This is a genomic window from Pseudomonas sp. LBUM1641, from assembly GCF_059716235.1.
Map to the genome: position 1 here is coordinate 1,814,209 of NZ_CP166815.1, position 16,323 is coordinate 1,830,531.

13 protein-coding genes are annotated in these 16,323 nt (G+C 60.9%); 8 read left to right on the forward strand and 5 right to left on the reverse strand.

Annotated features, from left to right (window positions below; genetic code table 11):
• Positions 1-432 precede the first annotated feature (432 nt).
• Positions 433-1,008 (reverse strand): ANTAR domain-containing response regulator, encoded by a 576-nt coding sequence (locus ACA046_RS08305; RefSeq protein ID WP_003219125.1) that lies wholly within the window; start codon positions 1,006-1,008, stop codon positions 433-435.
• Between the two features lie 13 nt (positions 1,009-1,021).
• On the reverse strand, positions 1,022-2,221 hold the full coding sequence (locus ACA046_RS08310) for a CmpA/NrtA family ABC transporter substrate-binding protein (protein ID WP_497676255.1): 1,200 nt from the start codon (positions 2,219-2,221) through the stop codon (positions 1,022-1,024).
• A gap of 237 nt (positions 2,222-2,458) precedes the next feature.
• Between ACA046_RS08310 and sctC the strand changes: the two genes are divergently transcribed.
• The 4 genes from sctC (at position 2,459) to ACA046_RS08330 (ending at position 6,029) form a co-directional block, all read left to right on the forward strand.
• Positions 2,459-3,922: a type III secretion system outer membrane ring subunit SctC gene (gene sctC, locus ACA046_RS08315; RefSeq protein WP_497676256.1), complete on the forward strand. Its 1,464-nt coding sequence runs from the start codon at positions 2,459-2,461 to the stop codon at positions 3,920-3,922.
• A gap of 171 nt (positions 3,923-4,093) precedes the next feature.
• Positions 4,094-4,459, forward strand: a complete 366-nt coding sequence (locus ACA046_RS08320; RefSeq protein WP_459026962.1) for a winged helix-turn-helix domain-containing protein — start codon at positions 4,094-4,096, stop codon at positions 4,457-4,459.
• Positions 4,456-4,917, forward strand: a complete 462-nt coding sequence (locus ACA046_RS08325) for a transglycosylase SLT domain-containing protein (protein ID WP_459026964.1) — start codon at positions 4,456-4,458, stop codon at positions 4,915-4,917. Before ACA046_RS08320 ends, ACA046_RS08325 begins: the two co-directional genes overlap by 4 nt.
• 86 nt (positions 4,918-5,003) lie before the next feature.
• Positions 5,004-6,029, forward strand: coding sequence for a quinone-dependent dihydroorotate dehydrogenase (locus tag ACA046_RS08330; protein WP_459026966.1), 1,026 nt, complete (start codon positions 5,004-5,006; stop codon positions 6,027-6,029).
• Positions 6,030-6,150: 121 nt separating this feature from the next.
• On the opposite strand, the gene rmf is transcribed toward ACA046_RS08330, so the two are convergent.
• Complete coding sequence (rmf, locus tag ACA046_RS08335) at positions 6,151-6,366, reverse strand: ribosome modulation factor (protein ID WP_002553055.1); 216 nt, start codon at positions 6,364-6,366, stop codon at positions 6,151-6,153.
• A 531-nt stretch (positions 6,367-6,897) separates the two neighbouring features.
• Between rmf and rlmKL the strand changes: the two genes are divergently transcribed.
• Both rlmKL and ACA046_RS08345 read left to right on the forward strand, forming a co-directional pair.
• On the forward strand, positions 6,898-9,168 hold the full coding sequence (rlmKL, locus tag ACA046_RS08340) for a bifunctional 23S rRNA (guanine(2069)-N(7))-methyltransferase RlmK/23S rRNA (guanine(2445)-N(2))-methyltransferase RlmL (RefSeq protein WP_497676257.1): 2,271 nt from the start codon (positions 6,898-6,900) through the stop codon (positions 9,166-9,168).
• A 140-nt stretch (positions 9,169-9,308) separates the two neighbouring features.
• Positions 9,309-11,708 (forward strand): sensor domain-containing diguanylate cyclase, encoded by a 2,400-nt coding sequence (locus ACA046_RS08345; protein ID WP_497676258.1) that lies wholly within the window; start codon positions 9,309-9,311, stop codon positions 11,706-11,708.
• A 139-nt stretch (positions 11,709-11,847) separates the two neighbouring features.
• On the opposite strand, the gene dacB is transcribed toward ACA046_RS08345, so the two are convergent.
• On the reverse strand, positions 11,848-13,308 hold the full coding sequence (gene dacB, locus ACA046_RS08350) for a D-alanyl-D-alanine carboxypeptidase/D-alanyl-D-alanine endopeptidase (RefSeq protein ID WP_497676259.1): 1,461 nt from the start codon (positions 13,306-13,308) through the stop codon (positions 11,848-11,850).
• Positions 13,309-13,544: 236 nt separating this feature from the next.
• Between dacB and ACA046_RS08355 the strand changes: the two genes are divergently transcribed.
• Complete coding sequence (locus ACA046_RS08355) at positions 13,545-13,889, forward strand: YggL family protein (RefSeq protein ID WP_003219101.1); 345 nt, start codon at positions 13,545-13,547, stop codon at positions 13,887-13,889.
• Positions 13,890-13,943: 54 nt separating this feature from the next.
• Here the strand turns inward: ACA046_RS08355 and ACA046_RS08360 are convergent, their stop codons facing one another.
• Positions 13,944-15,134: a benzoate/H(+) symporter BenE family transporter gene (locus ACA046_RS08360; protein WP_017477152.1), complete on the reverse strand. Its 1,191-nt coding sequence runs from the start codon at positions 15,132-15,134 to the stop codon at positions 13,944-13,946.
• Between the two features lie 329 nt (positions 15,135-15,463).
• Between ACA046_RS08360 and ACA046_RS08365 the strand changes: the two genes are divergently transcribed.
• Positions 15,464-16,228, forward strand: a complete 765-nt coding sequence (locus tag ACA046_RS08365) for a GntR family transcriptional regulator (RefSeq protein WP_017477154.1) — start codon at positions 15,464-15,466, stop codon at positions 16,226-16,228.
• Positions 16,229-16,323: the final 95 nt, after the last annotated feature.

The window sequence follows — 16,323 nt, forward strand, 5'->3', positions numbered from 1 at the left end:
TCCAGGATGCCAGCGTCATCGTTAACGACCTTCGCGAGCAAGCCCGCTCCCACATTTGAACCGTGCCCGCTTCTGATTTTGCTGTTGCTGTTGCTTCACCACACTCAAGCCGGCCGGTAGGCCGCTGTGCCCTTGATCTGCTTTTGATCTTGATCTTAGGCGCCCCGTTAAACCACGCTGGCCGAACGCAGGCAGTACGGAGCGGGTAAACCGGCAGGGAAGCCGGTTTAGCCGCGACGGGGCAGGGACGCCCCGTCGCGGCGGCCCGCTTCGTGCTGCCGGAGTGCGGGCACACCGAGCCCAAGCGAGGTGCCGAGTGGTGGGGCAAGAGCGTTTTGCTTACTTTTGCGCTGTTCAAAAGTGAGCCGCTGTAAGAGCGGAACCCATACAAGCCATCACCCAAAAAACGGATATACACACAACAAGAAGCCCTCACCCCAACAACTCACTCATCGCAATAATCTGCTCCGCCACCTGAATCAGCTTCTGCTGCCGACTCATCGCCTGACGCCGCATCAGCGTGTAGGCCTCTTCCTCATTACACCCCTTCATTTTCATCAACAGCCCCTTGGCCGTTTCGATCCGCTTGCGTTCGGCCAACTGCTGATCCCGTGCCTGCAACTGCGCACGCAGCGCCTGGTCACTCTCGAACCGCGCCATCGCCACATCCAGAATCGGCTGCAACCGCTGCGCCTGAATCCCCTCGACAATGTAGGCACTCACCCCGGACTTGATCGCCTGACGCATCACCCCCGGATCATGCTCATCGGTAAACATCACTATCGGCCGCGGCTGGTCGCGACTGACCAGCACCACCTGCTCCATCACATCCCGCCCCGGCGACTCGGTATCGATCAAAATCACATCCGGGCGCACCGCCTCAACCCGCGCCGGCAGGTCAATCGTCAGCCCCGACTCATCGATCACTTCAAACCCGGCCTCGGTCAAAGCAGCCTTGAGCCGCCCGACCTTGCGCGGCGTGTCGTTGATCAACAGGATTCGCAACATAAAGATCCTCCTGTCAGCGCAAGGCCTGGCGGCTGGAAACGTCGGCCATGGCATGCAGGCGAAAGCTGCGGGCATACCCGGCCGGGTCCGAACCGTCCCAGACCTTGCCGTCGATCAGTTGACTGCTGCGCATGGCCTCGCCTCCGGCGGGCACACCCACGGCGCTGGCCGCCTGGCGATAGATATCCAGCTGCTGCACGCGGCGGGCAGTCCCGAGGTAGTCCGGGTCTTCCCGAAGCAGGCCCCAGCGGCGGAACTGGGTCATGAACCACATGCCATCGGACAGGTACGGCAGGTTGACTTCGCCATGGCCAAAAAAGCGCAGCGCATGGGGATCCTGCCAGTGGTTGCCGAGGCCGTCGTCATAGTTGCCCAGCAGCCGCGGTTCGATGCAGTCCAGCGGCGCGTCGAGGTATTGCGGGGCGCTCAGCAGTTGCGCGGTAGAGCGCCGGTTCTCAACGCTCTCCTCGATAAATCGGCTGGCTTGCAGAATCGCCATCACCAGTACCCGGGCGTTGTTGGGGTATTGCTCGACAAACGCCTGGGTGCAGCCGAGGACTTTTTCCGGATGATCCGGCCAGATCGCCTGGGTGGTCGCCAGGGTGAAGCCTTGATTTTGCTTCACCGCACTGGCGCACCAGGGTTCGCCAACGCAAAAACCATCGATGCGCCCGGCTTGCAGGTGCGCAACCATTTGTGGCGGCGGCACCACCACACTGTCCACATCCTGCAGCGGATGGATGCCCTGGCTCGCCAGCCAGTAATACAGCCACATGGCGTGAGTGCCTGTGGGAAAGGTCTGGGCGAAGGTGAGTTTTGTTCGGCTTTGGTGCACGCGACGATCCAGTGCCTCAGGACTGGTCACCCCCTGCTGCTGCAGGCCACGGGACAGGTTGATGCTCTGGCCGTTCTGGTTCAGTCCCATCAGCACGGCCATGTCGGTGGGCGCCACGCCGCCGATGCCCAGGTGCACGGCGTAAATCAGGCCGTACAGGCTGTGGGCGGCGTCCAGTTCGCCGCTGACCAGGTTGTCTCGCAGGCTGGCCCATGACGATTGACGCTTGAGGTTCAGCGTCAGGCCATAGGGCTGCGCGAAGCCCTGGGTGGCGGCGACCACCACCGAGGCGCAATCGCTCAGGGCCATGAATCCCAGGTTGAGGCTGCTCTTTTCCGGGGCATCGCTGCCGTTGACCCAAGCCAGGGGATCACTCATCAATACGTACCTTTCATAAAAAAACGCCGTTCCGTCGGGCCACTCACAGGAGAAGCCCGGGGTAACGACGTCTGTGTCCTTGAGCCCGTTCCGCCGTTGGCGCGGGCTGCGATAGACAAGGCAAAGCAAGGCACATGCCACGACGCGTGCAGGATGGGCGGGGCGTCAGCTTTCCATCAGGATTGAAATTGACGTGCCTCGCAGTATGGCCGCTCTTTCAGCCCGGGCCATGCAGGCATGTTCATCAACCCTCACCGTTTTTCGACGCTGCTTTTCTGCCTGATGCTGTTGGGCAGTCCCTGCGCGTTCGGGGCGTCGTACCAGGCCCGCGATGAAAGCCTGCATACCTTTTTTACCGCGCTGTCGTTGCCGCTGGGGCAGCCGATCGTTGTCAGTCAAGCGGCGGCGCGCAAGCGTATCAGCGGAGCGTTCGATTTCGATTCGGCGCAACCGCTGCTGGAGTCGGTCGCCCGGCAGCAAGGCTTGATCTGGTACAGCGACGGCCAGGTGCTTTACCTCTATGACGCCGACGAGGCGAAAAGCTCAGTGGTGACCTTGCGGCACATTTCGGTCGATATCCTGCGCGGGTTTATGCGCCGCTCAGGGCTCGACGAGGCGCGCTACCCGCTGCGGGCGAGTGGGGCGCGGATGTTCTACGTGTCCGGGCCGCCGAACTATGTCGACCATGTGTTGCGCCTGGCGCAACTGATGGACCGCCAGCGTGCGGAGCTGCGCATGGGGTCGCAGCGGATCGGGGTGGTGCAGGTACTCAACACCCACGTTGCGGACCGTGAGTACGACATGGGCGACAAAACCGTCACGGTACCGGGCATGGCCTCGATGATCGAAAAACTGCTGGCCGTCGGGCAGAAGCCTGACTCCCCGGGGCACCCCGGATTACTGGACGACAAGGATATTTCGGTGTTGGCGTACCCGGACACCAACAGCTTGTTGATCAAGGGCAAGCCTGAGCAGGTGAGCTTTATCGAAAGCCTGGTGGCGGAACTGGATGTGCCGAAGCGTGCGGTGGAAATTTCGTTGTGGCTGGTGGATGTGGATCGTGATGAGCTCAAGAAGCTGGGGGCGGCCATGCACGAGGGGGCCGGCGAGCTTTCCGCAACCCGGGTCATGGCGCCCGTCGATGACGACGCCTTCATGAAGCGGATCTCGGCACTGGAGCCGCGTCGGCGCGCAAAGGTCACGGCGTTACCGGTGATTCTTACCCAGGAGAATGTGCCGGCGGTGTTCAACGATAACCAGACGTTCTATCTGCCCCGGCCAGGTGAGGACAGCGATGAGTGGCAACCGGTGGTCTATGGCACCCAGGTCAGTGTTTTACCGCGCTTCGCCGAGGCGGGTGAAATCGAGATGCTGCTCGCCGTTGAGGATGGCCGCCAGATGGGCAAGGCTGGCAATCGCGACAAGCGCCCGGCGGCGGTGGAGCGTGTGGGGATCAGCAGCGTGGTGCGTGTGGCGCCGGGCAGACGGCTGCTGGTGGGGGATTTTCAGCGCGATACCGGGGCGGCCTTGTCCGGACGTTATTACGGGCCTATGGCTAACAGTGTGCGTCTGTTTGTCATTCAGGCGACATCGGTCAGGGACGCCGTGCATGCCCGGACGGAGCCTGGGCAGGCGCCGCCGCTGACACCCTCCCAGCACGAGCGGGTGAAACGTGCATTTACCCGCGTGATCGAGGGATAAACCGTCGTTGTCCTGTGCGGGGTAGTGTCGAAAAATCCTACGCAGCCTGTCTGGAAAAAACAGTGCCTGCGGGCTTTGTCCTCTCCTATAGCGCCGGTGAGCTTTTTATAGTCGCGACTTTCCTGGAAAACCATTGTTGGAAATGAGGGTGAGTTGGGTGCAGAGGACTGAATGGCCGTGTTGAATGATGGGGTGCTGGCTGCCCCGATGGTCTTTGATCGCTGGACATTGCATGGCGACGGCAGGCTGACCGATGAAGACTCGGATATTCAACTACCGCCCAAGGAAGGGCAGGTGCTGCGTGTGCTGCTGGCGTCGGCCGGTGTGTTGGTGACCAAGGATCACTTGCTGGAACAGGCATGGCCTCATAACGAGGTCACCGAAGAGTCTCTGACCCGGTGCATCTGTTCGCTGCGTAAAATCTTGAAGGACGGCAGGGGCCTGATCAAGACGGTGTACGGCAAAGGGTACCGAGTGACCTGTGCGGTCACGGTGACGAGCCATGTCTGTTCCACCTGCGGTCGAGGTCAGGCATGAGAAGCGCCTGGCGCAATTGCGCGCTGCTGCTCGCGCTCTGCTTGAGCAATGAAGCCAGGGCCTATTGCTGGGCAGAGGCCGCCAGCGTGCACGGCATCGAACCGGAGTTGTTGCAGGCCATCGCCGCAGTGGAGTCGGGCTATCGCGCCGAGGCCATGAATTACGCCAACAATAACGGCACCCGTGATATCGGACTGATGCAGATCAACAGCATTCACCTGCCGCGCCTGCTCAAGTTGGGCATTACCGAACAACGCCTGCTGGATGAGCCTTGTCTGTCGGTGGAAGTCGGCGCGTCGATCCTTGCCGACTTTATCAAACAGTTCGGCTACAACTGGACGGCGATCGGTTCCTACAATGTGGGCGGAGGTCCCGGGCCTCAGCGCGAGGCCCTGCGTCTTCGCTATGCGCAAAAAATCTGGGTTCGCTACGAGGAACTGATGGCGTACCGCAACTGACGATTGGACGGCACGCCTCGCATGCAGCCCTTCACCCCGGCTATAATCGCCGCCACCTTTCGCCGCCATCCGAGTCAATCCCGCCCATGTATACCCTGGCCCGCCAGCTGTTGTTCAAACTCTCTCCGGAAACCTCCCACGATCTGTCCCTGGATTTGATCGGTGCCGGTGGCCGCCTGGGGCTCAATGGTCTGGTGTGCAAGGCCCCGGCGAAAATGCCGGTGTCGGTGATGGGGCTCGATTTCCCCAACCCGGTGGGCCTGGCTGCCGGCCTGGACAAGAACGGCGCGGCCATCGACGGTTTTGCGCAGTTGGGTTTTGGCTTTGTCGAAATCGGCACTGTGACCCCACGACCGCAGCCGGGCAACCCGAAGCCGCGGATCTTTCGCCTGCCGGAAGCCGAGGCGATCATCAATCGCATGGGCTTCAACAACCTGGGTGTGGATAACCTGCTGTCGCGGGTTCAGGCGTCGAAGTACAAGGGCATCCTGGGGATCAACATCGGAAAGAACTTCGACACGCCGGTGGAGCGTGCGGTGGATGACTACCTGATTTGCCTGGACAAGGTCTACGCCCACGCCAGCTACGTCACAGTCAACGTCAGCTCGCCGAACACCCCGGGCCTGCGCAGCCTGCAATTTGGCGACTCCCTCAAGCAATTGCTCGAAGCCTTGCGCCAGCGTCAGGAAGATCTGGCTGTGCGTCACGGCAAGCGTGTGCCATTGGCGATCAAGATTGCCCCGGACATGAGCGACGAAGAGACCGTACTGGTGGCCCAGGCCCTGGTGGACTCGGGAATGGATGCGGTGATTGCTACCAACACCACCCTGAGCCGCGTCGGTGTCGAAGGCCTGGCCTTTGGTGACGAGGCGGGTGGCCTGTCCGGTGCGCCGGTACGCAACCAGAGCACCCGCATCGTCAAGGTGCTGGCAGCAGAGTTGGCAGGGCGTTTGCCGATCATTGCCGTGGGCGGCATCACCGAGGGCAAGCACGCGGCCGAGAAGATCGCCGCTGGCGCCAGCCTGGTGCAGTTGTATTCCGGCTTTATCTACAAGGGCCCGGCATTGATTCGCCAGTCGGTGGATGCGATTGCGGCGTTGCCGAAAGGTTAAACGAGGCCCATTAAAAAGGGCTCCTCGAAGGAGCCCCTGGGCCGAAGCCCGCCGCCCGGATGGGGCGTGCGTGGTTAAGTGGTTGCGTATTCGTGCTGGTGTCGGAATTAAATGCCCTTGATTAGCCGACGGCGTGAAGTTCGTTGAGTCTGTGGATTCCCGCAGTGCCAGTCATACCGTCCCAGTTGTCGCCGCGTCCTTCTCGCCAGCCGTTGATCCAGGCTTGGCGTACCGACGGTAGAGTAAATGGGCAAAGCTCACGGGATTTGCCATGAACGCCATATTGATATCCGCGTAAAAATGCTCTTTCCAACGGATCACGCTTAAGTCTTCTCATAGGGTGTTTCCCTCACTTGTTGACTGTCTTGATATCCTTCGGCCCCGCTTGGGGCCGGGCAGAGTTTTTCTGCCGTTGGTGCGCTCGCTGCCGGCGTGGCGAGCACTGTGTCGGCGTCGTTACGGCGCCAACCTGTGTTGAGTTCTAACCAATAGGTCACATGGATTCAATGATCGTTTTGTCATAAGCACGTAACGATAATGATGCTATAGCCATAAGCTGGGATGGCTTTTCGCCCCTTTTCTTGGGCAAACCCAGCTATGATGTGCCCTTCAAAGAGGATGGGTTTAATCCTTTAGTGAGAATGCCCACCCGTTGCAGTCGGTTATTATTCGACGAAGGGTCAGAATATTTCTTTTTGTTGCTTCAAATACTTGAACTGCCCCGTCGATAAAGGCCCAAAAGGCGTGTAGCCGGGGTGGAACGGCACATTCGTGCCACACGAGCGCTCTTCAAGAAAAGCGCTTGATTGAAAACCGAACGCGCGATGCGTCGCCCGTTCACTTATTGCTGAAAAGCCTGGAATGCCCCATGTCGGACCGTTTTGAACTCTTCCTCACTTGCCCCAAGGGCCTCGAAGGCCTGCTGATCGAGGAAGCCGTCGGGCTTGGCCTTGAGGAAGCACGCGAGCACACCTCGGCCGTGCGCGGCATGGCCGACATGGAGACTGCTTACCGCCTGTGCCTCTGGTCGCGCTTGGCCAACCGCGTATTGCTGGTGCTCAAGCGCTTCCCGATGAAGGACGCCGAAGACCTGTACCACGGCGTGCTGGACATCGAGTGGGAAGACCACATGCTCGCCGACGGCACCCTGGCCGTTGAATTCAGCGGCCATGGCTCGGGCATCGACAACACCCACTTCGGCGCGCTGAAGGTCAAGGATGCGATTGTCGACAAGCTGCGCACCCCGACCGGCGAACGTCCGTCCATCGACAAGATCAACCCGGACCTGCGCATTCACCTGCGCCTGGACCGTGGCGAAGCGATCCTTTCCCTCGACCTGTCCGGCCACAGCCTGCACCAGCGCGGCTACCGCCTGCAGCAGGGTGCCGCACCGTTGAAAGAGAACCTGGCGGCAGCGATCCTGATTCGCTCCGGTTGGCCGCGTATTGCTGCCGAAGGCGGCGCGCTGACGGACCCGATGTGCGGCGTCGGTACCTTCCTGGTGGAAGGCGCGATGATTGCCGCCGACATGGCCCCCAACCTGAACCGTGAGCTGTGGGGTTTCACCGCCTGGCTCGGCCACGTTCCGGCGCTGTGGAAGAAGCTGCATACAGAGGCCAGCGAACGTGCCGCCATCGGCATGGCCAAGCCACCGCTGTGGGTTCGTGGTTACGAAGCTGACCCACGCCTGATCCAGCCAGCGCGTAATAACATCGAACGCGCCGGCCTGAGCCACTGGATCAAGATCTACCAAGGCGAAGTCGGCACCTTCGAGCCGCGTCCGGACCAGAACCAGAAGGGCCTGGTGATCTGCAACCCGCCTTACGGCGAGCGTCTGGGTGATGAAGCCAGCCTGTTGTACCTCTACCAGAACCTCGGCGAGCGTCTGCGCCAGGCGTGCCTGGGCTGGGAAGCGGCGGTGTTCACCGGTGCCCCGGACCTGGGCAAGCGCATGGGCATCCGCAGCCATAAACAGTATTCGTTCTGGAACGGCGCCTTGCCGTGCAAATTGCTGCTGATCAAGGTCACCCCGGACCAGTTCGTCACCGGCGAGCGTCGCACCCCGGAACAACGCCAGGCCGAGCGTGAGCAAGCGGCCTACGACCAGGCGCCGACCGAGCCGCAAGAGCGCCAGTACAACAAGAACGGCAACCCGATCAAACCTGCCCCGGCCCCGGCCCCGGTGGTCGAGCAGGCGCGTTTGAGCGAAGGCGGGCAGATGTTTGCCAACCGCCTGCAAAAGAACCTGAAGCTGCTGGGCAAATGGGCCAAGCGCGAAGGCGTCGATTGCTACCGTGTGTACGATGCCGACATGCCGGAATACTCCATGGCCATCGACCTGTACCACGACTGGGTTCACGTCCAGGAATACGTGGCGCCGAAGTCGATTGACCCGGAAAAGGCCTCGGCACGCATGTTCGATGCCCTGGCGGCCATTCCCCAGGCCCTGGGTATCGACAAGAACCGCGTGGTGGTCAAGCGTCGCGAACGCCAGAGCGGCACCAAGCAGTACGAGCGCCAGAGTGCCCAGGGCAAGTTCACCGAAGTCAGCGAAGGCGGCGTCAAGTTGCTGGTCAACCTGACCGATTACCTGGACACCGGTCTGTTCCTCGATCATCGCCCAATGCGCATGCGCATCCAGAAAGAAGCGGCCGGCAAACGCTTCCTCAACCTGTATTGCTACACCGCCACCGCCAGTGTGCACGCCGCCAAGGGTGGCGCGCGCAGCACCACCAGCGTTGACCTGTCGAAAACCTACCTGGACTGGGCACGCCGCAACTTCTCCCTCAACGGTTTCTCCGACAAGAACCGTCTGGAGCAGGGCGATGTGATGGCCTGGCTGGAAGCCAGCCGCGATGAGTTCGACATGATCTTCATCGACCCGCCGACCTTCTCCAACTCCAAGCGCATGGAAGGCATCTTCGACGTGCAACGTGACCACGTGCAGTTGCTCGACCTGGCCATGGCGCGCCTGGCGCCGGGCGGCGTGTTGTACTTCTCGAACAACTTCCGCAAGTTCCAGCTGGAAGACAACCTCGTCGAGCGTTATGCCGTCGAGGAGATCAGTGACAAGACCATCGACCCGGATTTTGCGCGCAACGCCAAGATCCATCGGGCGTGGAAAATCACCGCTCGCTGATCACTGCGTTCTGAAGCCGCAAGCCCGGATCATTCCGGCCTTGCGGTTTTTTTTGCGCTGGTCAAACGCAGGTCCTGTGGCTATAACTTAAGGCTTGGCCAAAGTGACGCACCCGCACGCTGGCGTTCCGAGTCTTGTCTATGCCGCTGCATGCCGTCCGCCCGAAAATCCTAGGTTTTATCAGTGAGCAGGTATCGGCGTGGCTAGTCGCGGTGGTGGTGTTTCTGGCCGGTATTGCGCTGACGAGCATCGTCGCCTGGGCCGCCTCCGATCTCTATCAGCAGCAAGTTCGCCAGCGCTTCCAGTTGCTGGTCAACGAGCGTTACAGCCGCCTCCAGGAACGTTTCGAGGACCAGGAGCAACGCCTGGGCAGCCTGCGGCGGTTCTTCGTCAATTCCAATTCGGTTTCCCGCAACGAGTTCGACGGTTTTGCGCAGCCCTTGCTGTTGCGTACCCGTGCCTATGCCTGGGCTCCTCGGGTTTTACGTGACCAGCGCAGCGCGTTTGAACAAGAAATTACGGCTGAGCGCGGCGCGAGTTTTGCCATTCGCGAATTGAACGCGGCGGGCGAACTGGCCCCGGCCGCTCAGCACGATGAGTATGTGCCGGTGCTGTACAGCCAGACCCAGAGCCTGCTCGGCTCGCCGCTGGGTTTTGACCTGTTGGCCCAGCCACTGCGGCGCTCGACGGTGGAGCGTGCGCAACAGTCAGGGAAAATGGCGGTGTCCCAGCCCATGCAACTGGTAGGTGTGGAGCCGGCCTACGCCATGGGCGTGCTGCTGGTGGCGCCTGTCAGCCGGGCACCGACGCCACAATCGCCCATCAGTGAACCTTACGGCTATGTAATGGCAGTGATCAGCATGCGCCAGCTGGTGGCCGATGGCTTGCCCAAGGCTGAGCGGGACAATCTGGTGACGCAGATCATTGATACTTCCGACGCAGAAAAACGTGTGCTGTACGAATCCGGCAATGCCGTGGCAGACAGCGACCTGATGGCCGCACGCCGGCTGACCCTTGGCGACCACATCTACGCCTTGAGCCTGCGCCCCAGCCTGGTGTTCCAGCAGGGCAATCATTCTTCGCAGGTGACTATCCTGGTCATGGGCAGCCTGCTGAGCCTGCTGCTCAGTGCGCTGCTCTACGTGTTGGTCAGCCAGCGCCAGCGCGCGTTGAAACTGGTGGAGCAGCGCACGGCCCAATTGCGTCAGCGCGAACAGGAGCTGCGGGGCACCCACGGCCAACTGCGCAGCGTGCTGAATGCGGCGACCCAGGTGGCGATCATTGCCACTGACTTGCGTGGTGTGATCACCACTTTCAACGCTGGCGCCGAGCAGATGCTGGGTTTTGAGGTGGATGAGGTGCTCGGGTACCTGACCCTCGAAAGCCTGCACCTAGCGCCCGAGCTGGAAGCCGGTGCCGCGCAGTTGAGTGCGGCGCTGGGCAAGCGCATTGCGCCTGGCCAGGCGATGCTGGTGGACGGCGCCGATGCGGTGCACCAAGCCCGTGAATGGACGCTGGTGCGTAAGGACGGCAGCCACCTGACGGTGAACATGCTTGCCACCGTATTGCTGGATGAGCATGGCCTATGGGTCGGGCACTTGGCGATCTGCCTGGATGTCACCGAACAAAAGCGAGCCTATGAGGCACTGGCCGCGCGGGACCGCCTGTTGAAGAAACTCAGTGCCCATGTGCCCGGCGGTATTTTCCAGTTCATCCTGGAACCGAATGGCGACTCGCGTTTCATCTACGCCAGCGACGGCATTCGCGATATCTACGAGATCGAGCCGGGGGTGCTGCAGCAGGATGCACGAAAGGTCTTCCAGCGCATTCATCCGCTGGACGTCGAGCGGGTGCGGGATTCCATTCGTCTGTCCACCCTGCAACTGAGCCATTGGCGTGAAGAGTACCGGGTGCAATTGCCTCTGCGTGGGCTGCGCTGGATTCGCGGTGAAGCGACGCCGGAAGAACTCCCCGGCGGCGGTACGGTATGGCATGGGTACGTGTCGGATATTTCCGATCTCAAGCGGGTCGAAGAAGAGCTGCGCGCGCTGTCGATTACCGATTCGCTGACGGGCATTCATAACCGACGCTACTTTCAGGACCGCTTGAAGGCTGAAATGATTCGAGTCAAACGCGCCTCTGGAGCGTTGTCGGTGATCATGTTCGACATCGACCACTTCAAGCGGATCAACGACCAGCACGGCCATGCGGTCGGCGATGAAGTGCTCAAGGAATTGTGCCGGCGCATCAGCCAACGATTGCGGCGTACGGATGTGTTTTGCCGGCTGGGGGGCGAAGAGTTCGTGGTGCTGTGCCCCAATACCGACGGCAGCCAGGCCTTCAGTGTTGCCCTGGAGTTGTGGCAGGCGTTGCGCAGTGCGCCGATGGAGGGTGTCGGTACTGTGACGGCGAGTTTCGGCGTAGCCAGTTGGCGGGTCGAGGAGGGCGTTGACGGCTTGTTGCTGCGAGCGGATTCGGGGGTGTATGCGGCGAAGCAGGCGGGCCGGGACAGAGTTGAGGCAGAGCGGGCGCTTGCCTGAAGACAGATATCGGAGCGTGGGAGCTGTCGAGCTTTAGCGAGGCTGCGATGCAGGCGCCGCAGTGCACCAGGTACACCGCGGTGATCCTATCGCAGCCTCGCTATAGCTCGACAGCTCCCACATTTGATCTTTGTTGCCGTTAGAGCACCGGCGCAGCCGCCGCGAGCTTCGGCTGGCGATACAGGTCCAGCAGCACCTGGTCCAGCACCGAAGACGCACCCCACGGTTTTGTATCGTTGAGAATCGCCACCACCGCCCAGGTATTGCCATTGTTGTCGCGGCTGAACCCGGCGATTGCGCGCACGGTGTTCAGGGTGCCGGTCTTGACGTGGGCTTCGCCGCGCATGGCCGTGGTCTTCAGGCGTTTACGCATGGTGCCGTCGGTGCCGGCAATCGGCAGCGAGCTGATAAATTCCGCCGCGTACGGGCTTCGCCACGCGGCTTGCAGCATGGTCGCCATTTCGCGGGCGCTGACCCGTTCGGCACGGGACAAGCCGGAACCGTTTTCCATCACCAGATGCGGTGCAGTGATGCCCTTTTTCGCCAGCCACTGGCGCACCACGCGCTGCGCTGCCTTGGCGTCATCGCCGTCGGCATCGGTGCGGTACTGCGCGCCCAGGCTCAGGAAAAGCTGCTGGGCCATGGTGTTGTTACTGTATTTGTTGATGTCGCGGATGATTTCCGCCAGGTCCGGCGAGAACGCACGGGCCAGCACCTTGGCGTTTTTCGGTACCGGCGCCTGGATGTCGCGGCCCTGGATGCTGCCACCCAGTTCCTTCCAGATCGCCCGAACGGCGCCGGCGGTGTAGGTGGCGTGGTCCAGCAATGACAGATAAGTCTGCGAGCTGCAGCCGTCCGCCAACTGGCCGCTGACGGTCACAGTGACGCTGCCATCGGCGGCGGTCATCGGGCTGTAGCGCACGTCACCGGTGCACTGCTTGGCGTTGGAAACCTTGACCTGATTTTCGATGCGAATGCTCGCAATCGGTGGCTCGACTGAAATCAGCACCTTGCCCGAATCATTGCGGGTGACGAAGCGCAGCGCCTTGAGGTTGACCATCAGGGCATCGGGCTTGACCAGGAACGGCTTGTTCTCATCGTTGCCGTCGTCATTGAACTCCGGCAGTTGCGGCGGGATGAAGAAGCCACGGTCCAGTACCAGGTCGCCGGTCACTTGCTGTACGCCATTGGCCCGCAGGTCGCGCATCAGCAGCCAGAGTTTTTCCATGTTCAGCTTGGGGTCGCCGCCGCCCTTGAGGTACAGGTTACCGTTCAGGATGCCGCCGCTGAGGGTGCCGTCGGTGTAGAACTCGGTTTTCCACTGATGGTTGGGGCCGAGCATTTCCAGGGCCGCGTAGGTGGTGACCAGCTTCATGGTCGAGGCCGGGTTGACCGACACGTCGGCGTTGAACACGGTGGGTGTGCCCGGGCCATTGAGGGGAATCATCACCAGAGACAGAGCGTTGTTTTGCAGCTTGGCTTTCTGGAGGGCTTCCTGGACCTTGGGTGGCAAGGAAGTGTTGATCGGGGCAGCGGTAACGGAAAAGGCCAGGGGGAGAAGAAAACCGGCCAGTAACAATGGACGCAAAGATTTGATCATAAGAATTAAAACCCTACTGCTGAGGGGTAAAAAAGGTGAGGGGTATGTACGAAAAATCCCTCAATGGTCATGAAAGTGTCGGCATTATGCCCCAAGGCCGTCGCACTTGTGCCTGAACGATAGCTGCTATTCGCGGTTTTTTTTACTGGCACTCTGCCGCCTGTCCCAGAGAAGCGGGCAAAGGCCGGCTTAAACTGCTAAAGTGCCGCCCGTTATTACTTAAGAGGATTGTTCCAATGGCGACTAACCGTTCCCGGCGTCTGCGCAAAAAACTGTGCGTTGATGAATTTCAAGAGCTGGGTTTCGAACTGAACCTGGACTTCAAAGAAGGTTTGGACGATGAAGCGGTTGACGCTTTCCTCGAAGCATTCCTGACTGAAGCAATGGACGGCAACGGCCTGGACTACGTCGGCGGTGATGACTTCGGTCTGGTTTGCAAAGCCACCCGTGGTTCGGTCAACGAAGAACAGCGTGCTGCTGTTGAAGCGTGGCTGAAGGCTCGTCCAGAGCTGACCCGCGTTGAAGTCAGCGCCCTGTTGGACGCTTGGCATCCAGAAAAGCCGATCAACCCGGCAGTCTGATGTCATGAAAAAGCGACCCGTCCGGGTCGCTTTTTCGTTACTGGGTCTAAAGAATCAGGCCTTGCGCCAGTTCAGAATCACCAGCGTCAACACCCCCGCGACAATCCCCCAGAACGCCGAACCGATGGAAAACAACGTCAACCCCGACGCTGTGACCATAAAGGTGATCAACGCTGCTTCGCGTTCCTTCGGCTCATTCATGGCGATGCTCAGGCCATTGATGATCGAGCCGAACAACGCCAGTGCCGCGATCGACAGCACCAGCTCCTTGGGCAACGCAGCGAACAACGCGGCCAATGTCGCGCCAAACACCCCGGCAATCCCGTAGAAAATCCCGCACCAGACTGCGGCGGTGTAGCGCTTGTTGCGATCTTCGTGGGCATGGGGCCCGGTGCAGATCGCCGCGCTGATGGCCGCCAGGTTGATGCCATGGGAGCCAAACGGCGCCAGCACCAGCGAGGCCAGCCCGGTGGTGGTGATCAAGGGTGAAGCCGGCACGTTATAGCCATCGGCCCGCAACACCGCGACCCCGGGCATGTTTTGCGAGGTCATGGCCACCACGAACAGCGGGATGCCGATGCTGATGGTCGCGGCCAGGGAGAAGTGCGGTGTGGTCCACACCGGCGTTGCCACTTCGAGGTGAAAGCCACTGAAATCCAGCAGCCCCATCAGCCCGGACAGCGCCGTGCCGATCAGCAATGCCGCGAGCACGGCATAACGCGGTGACAGGCGCTTGATGACCAGGTAAGTGAAGAACATCCCCAGTACCAGACCGGTGCGGTGCTGCGCGGCGACGAAAATCTCGCTGCCGATCTTGAACAGAATCCCCGCCAGCAAGGCTGCCGCCAGGGAAGCCGGGATGCGCTTGACGAGTTTTTCGAAGCTGCCGGTCAACCCGCAGATCGTCACCAGCACCGCACAGGTGATGTAGGCGCCGATGGCTTCGCCGTAACTCACACCGCCCAGGCTGGTGATCAACAACGCCGCGCCCGGGGTGGACCAGGCAATGGTGATCGGCGTGCGATAGCGCAGGGACAGGCCAATGCTGCACACCGCCATGCCGATGGAGATCGCCCAGATCCACGAGGAAATTTGCGCCGTGGTCAGGCCGGCGGCTTGGCCAGCTTGAAACATCAGCACCAGGGAACTGGTGTAGCCGGTCATCATGGCAATGAAACCGGCGACGATGGCCGAAGGCGAAGTGTCGGCCAGTGGGCGTAATCGCGCTTGGGGGACGTCTGACATGGTGCGGTGTTCCTTTTACCGGGCTGTCTGTAGGAGCGAGCTTGCTCGCGAAGGTCGTTAACGGTGACGCTGGCATCCTGAATGAATGCGGTGCTTATACGTTTTTCGCGAGCAAGCTCGCTCCTACAAAGGAGAAAACGTGGAATCAAGCCTAAACTCAAACGTAACGATTCATTGCAATACAGCCGGCGCCGCAAACAGCCGTACAGTGTGTTGGCGCAGTGGGTTGTGTACAATGTGCGCTGATTTTACGCGATACTTGCCAGCGACCCTCTGCGCCGTATTACAGTCAACGTCAATTCGCCGCCGTTCTCCCGACCCGAGTGCCCATGAACGAACAGTTGCAGCCCCTCAAGAAACAACCGCGAGCCGGTAAGGCCGGTCGCAGTGGAACCCAGGACGATATCGTCTACGCGCATATCTTCGAGGCGATCCTCGAACAACGCCTGGCGCCCGGTACCAAATTGAGTGAAGAAGCGCTGGGCGAAATTTTCGGCGTCAGCCGCACCATCATTCGCCGTGCGCTGTCGCGCCTGGCCCATGAAGGCGTGGTACTGCTGCGGCCCAATCGCGGCGCTGTAGTGGCCAGCCCGAGTGTCGAGGAAGCCCGTCAGGTGTTCCTCGCCCGGCGTCTGGTGGAGCGAGCGATCACTGAATTGGCGGTACAGCATGCCACGGCCGAGCAACTGGCCGAGCTGCGGCAGATGGTCAACGACGAGCGCGACAGCTTTTCCCGGGGTGATCGCGGTGCGGGCATCCGGCTTTCTGGCGAATTCCACCTGAAACTGGCTGAGGCGGCGAAGAACGCCCCGCTGATCAGCTTCCAGCGCAGCCTGGTGTCCCAGACCTCGTTGATCATCGCCCAGTACGAAAGCGGCAACCGCTCCCACTGTTCCTACGATGAACACACCCAACTGATCGACGCGATCGAAGCGCGGGATGCGGGTCTGGCGGTGAACCTGATGATGCATCACATGGATCACATCGACAGCAAGCTCAACCTCGATGAGGAGAGCGCTTCGGATGATCTGCATGCGGTGTTCTCGCATTTGTTGCAGACCAAGAAGCCGGGGCGCTCGTCTGTAAAGTTGTGATGTGATCGACTCCACTGTAGGAGCGAGCTTGCTCGCGAAAACCGCATAGGCGCCGTGTTCATCCAGGATGCCAGCGTTATTGTTAACGACCTTCG

What these genes read in the sequence shown, in the direction of transcription:
- ACA046_RS08305 (WP_003219125.1), bottom strand. Translation starts at nt 1,008, where the DNA reads ATGTTGCGAATCCTGTTGATCAACGACACGCCGCGCAAGGTCGGGCGG.
- ACA046_RS08310 (WP_497676255.1), bottom strand. Translation starts at nt 2,221, where the DNA reads ATGAGTGATCCCCTGGCTTGGGTCAACGGCAGCGATGCCCCGGAAAAG.
- sctC (WP_497676256.1), top strand. Translation starts at nt 2,459, where the DNA reads ATGTTCATCAACCCTCACCGTTTTTCGACGCTGCTTTTCTGCCTGATG.
- ACA046_RS08320 (WP_459026962.1), top strand. Translation starts at nt 4,094, where the DNA reads ATGGCCGTGTTGAATGATGGGGTGCTGGCTGCCCCGATGGTCTTTGAT.
- ACA046_RS08325 (WP_459026964.1), top strand. Translation starts at nt 4,456, where the DNA reads ATGAGAAGCGCCTGGCGCAATTGCGCGCTGCTGCTCGCGCTCTGCTTG.
- ACA046_RS08330 (WP_459026966.1), top strand. Translation starts at nt 5,004, where the DNA reads ATGTATACCCTGGCCCGCCAGCTGTTGTTCAAACTCTCTCCGGAAACC.
- rmf (WP_002553055.1), bottom strand. Translation starts at nt 6,366, where the DNA reads ATGAGAAGACTTAAGCGTGATCCGTTGGAAAGAGCATTTTTACGCGGA.
- rlmKL (WP_497676257.1), top strand. Translation starts at nt 6,898, where the DNA reads ATGTCGGACCGTTTTGAACTCTTCCTCACTTGCCCCAAGGGCCTCGAA.
- ACA046_RS08345 (WP_497676258.1), top strand. Translation starts at nt 9,309, where the DNA reads ATGCCGCTGCATGCCGTCCGCCCGAAAATCCTAGGTTTTATCAGTGAG.
- dacB (WP_497676259.1), bottom strand. Translation starts at nt 13,308, where the DNA reads ATGATCAAATCTTTGCGTCCATTGTTACTGGCCGGTTTTCTTCTCCCC.
- ACA046_RS08355 (WP_003219101.1), top strand. Translation starts at nt 13,545, where the DNA reads ATGGCGACTAACCGTTCCCGGCGTCTGCGCAAAAAACTGTGCGTTGAT.
- ACA046_RS08360 (WP_017477152.1), bottom strand. Translation starts at nt 15,134, where the DNA reads ATGTCAGACGTCCCCCAAGCGCGATTACGCCCACTGGCCGACACTTCG.
- ACA046_RS08365 (WP_017477154.1), top strand. Translation starts at nt 15,464, where the DNA reads ATGAACGAACAGTTGCAGCCCCTCAAGAAACAACCGCGAGCCGGTAAG.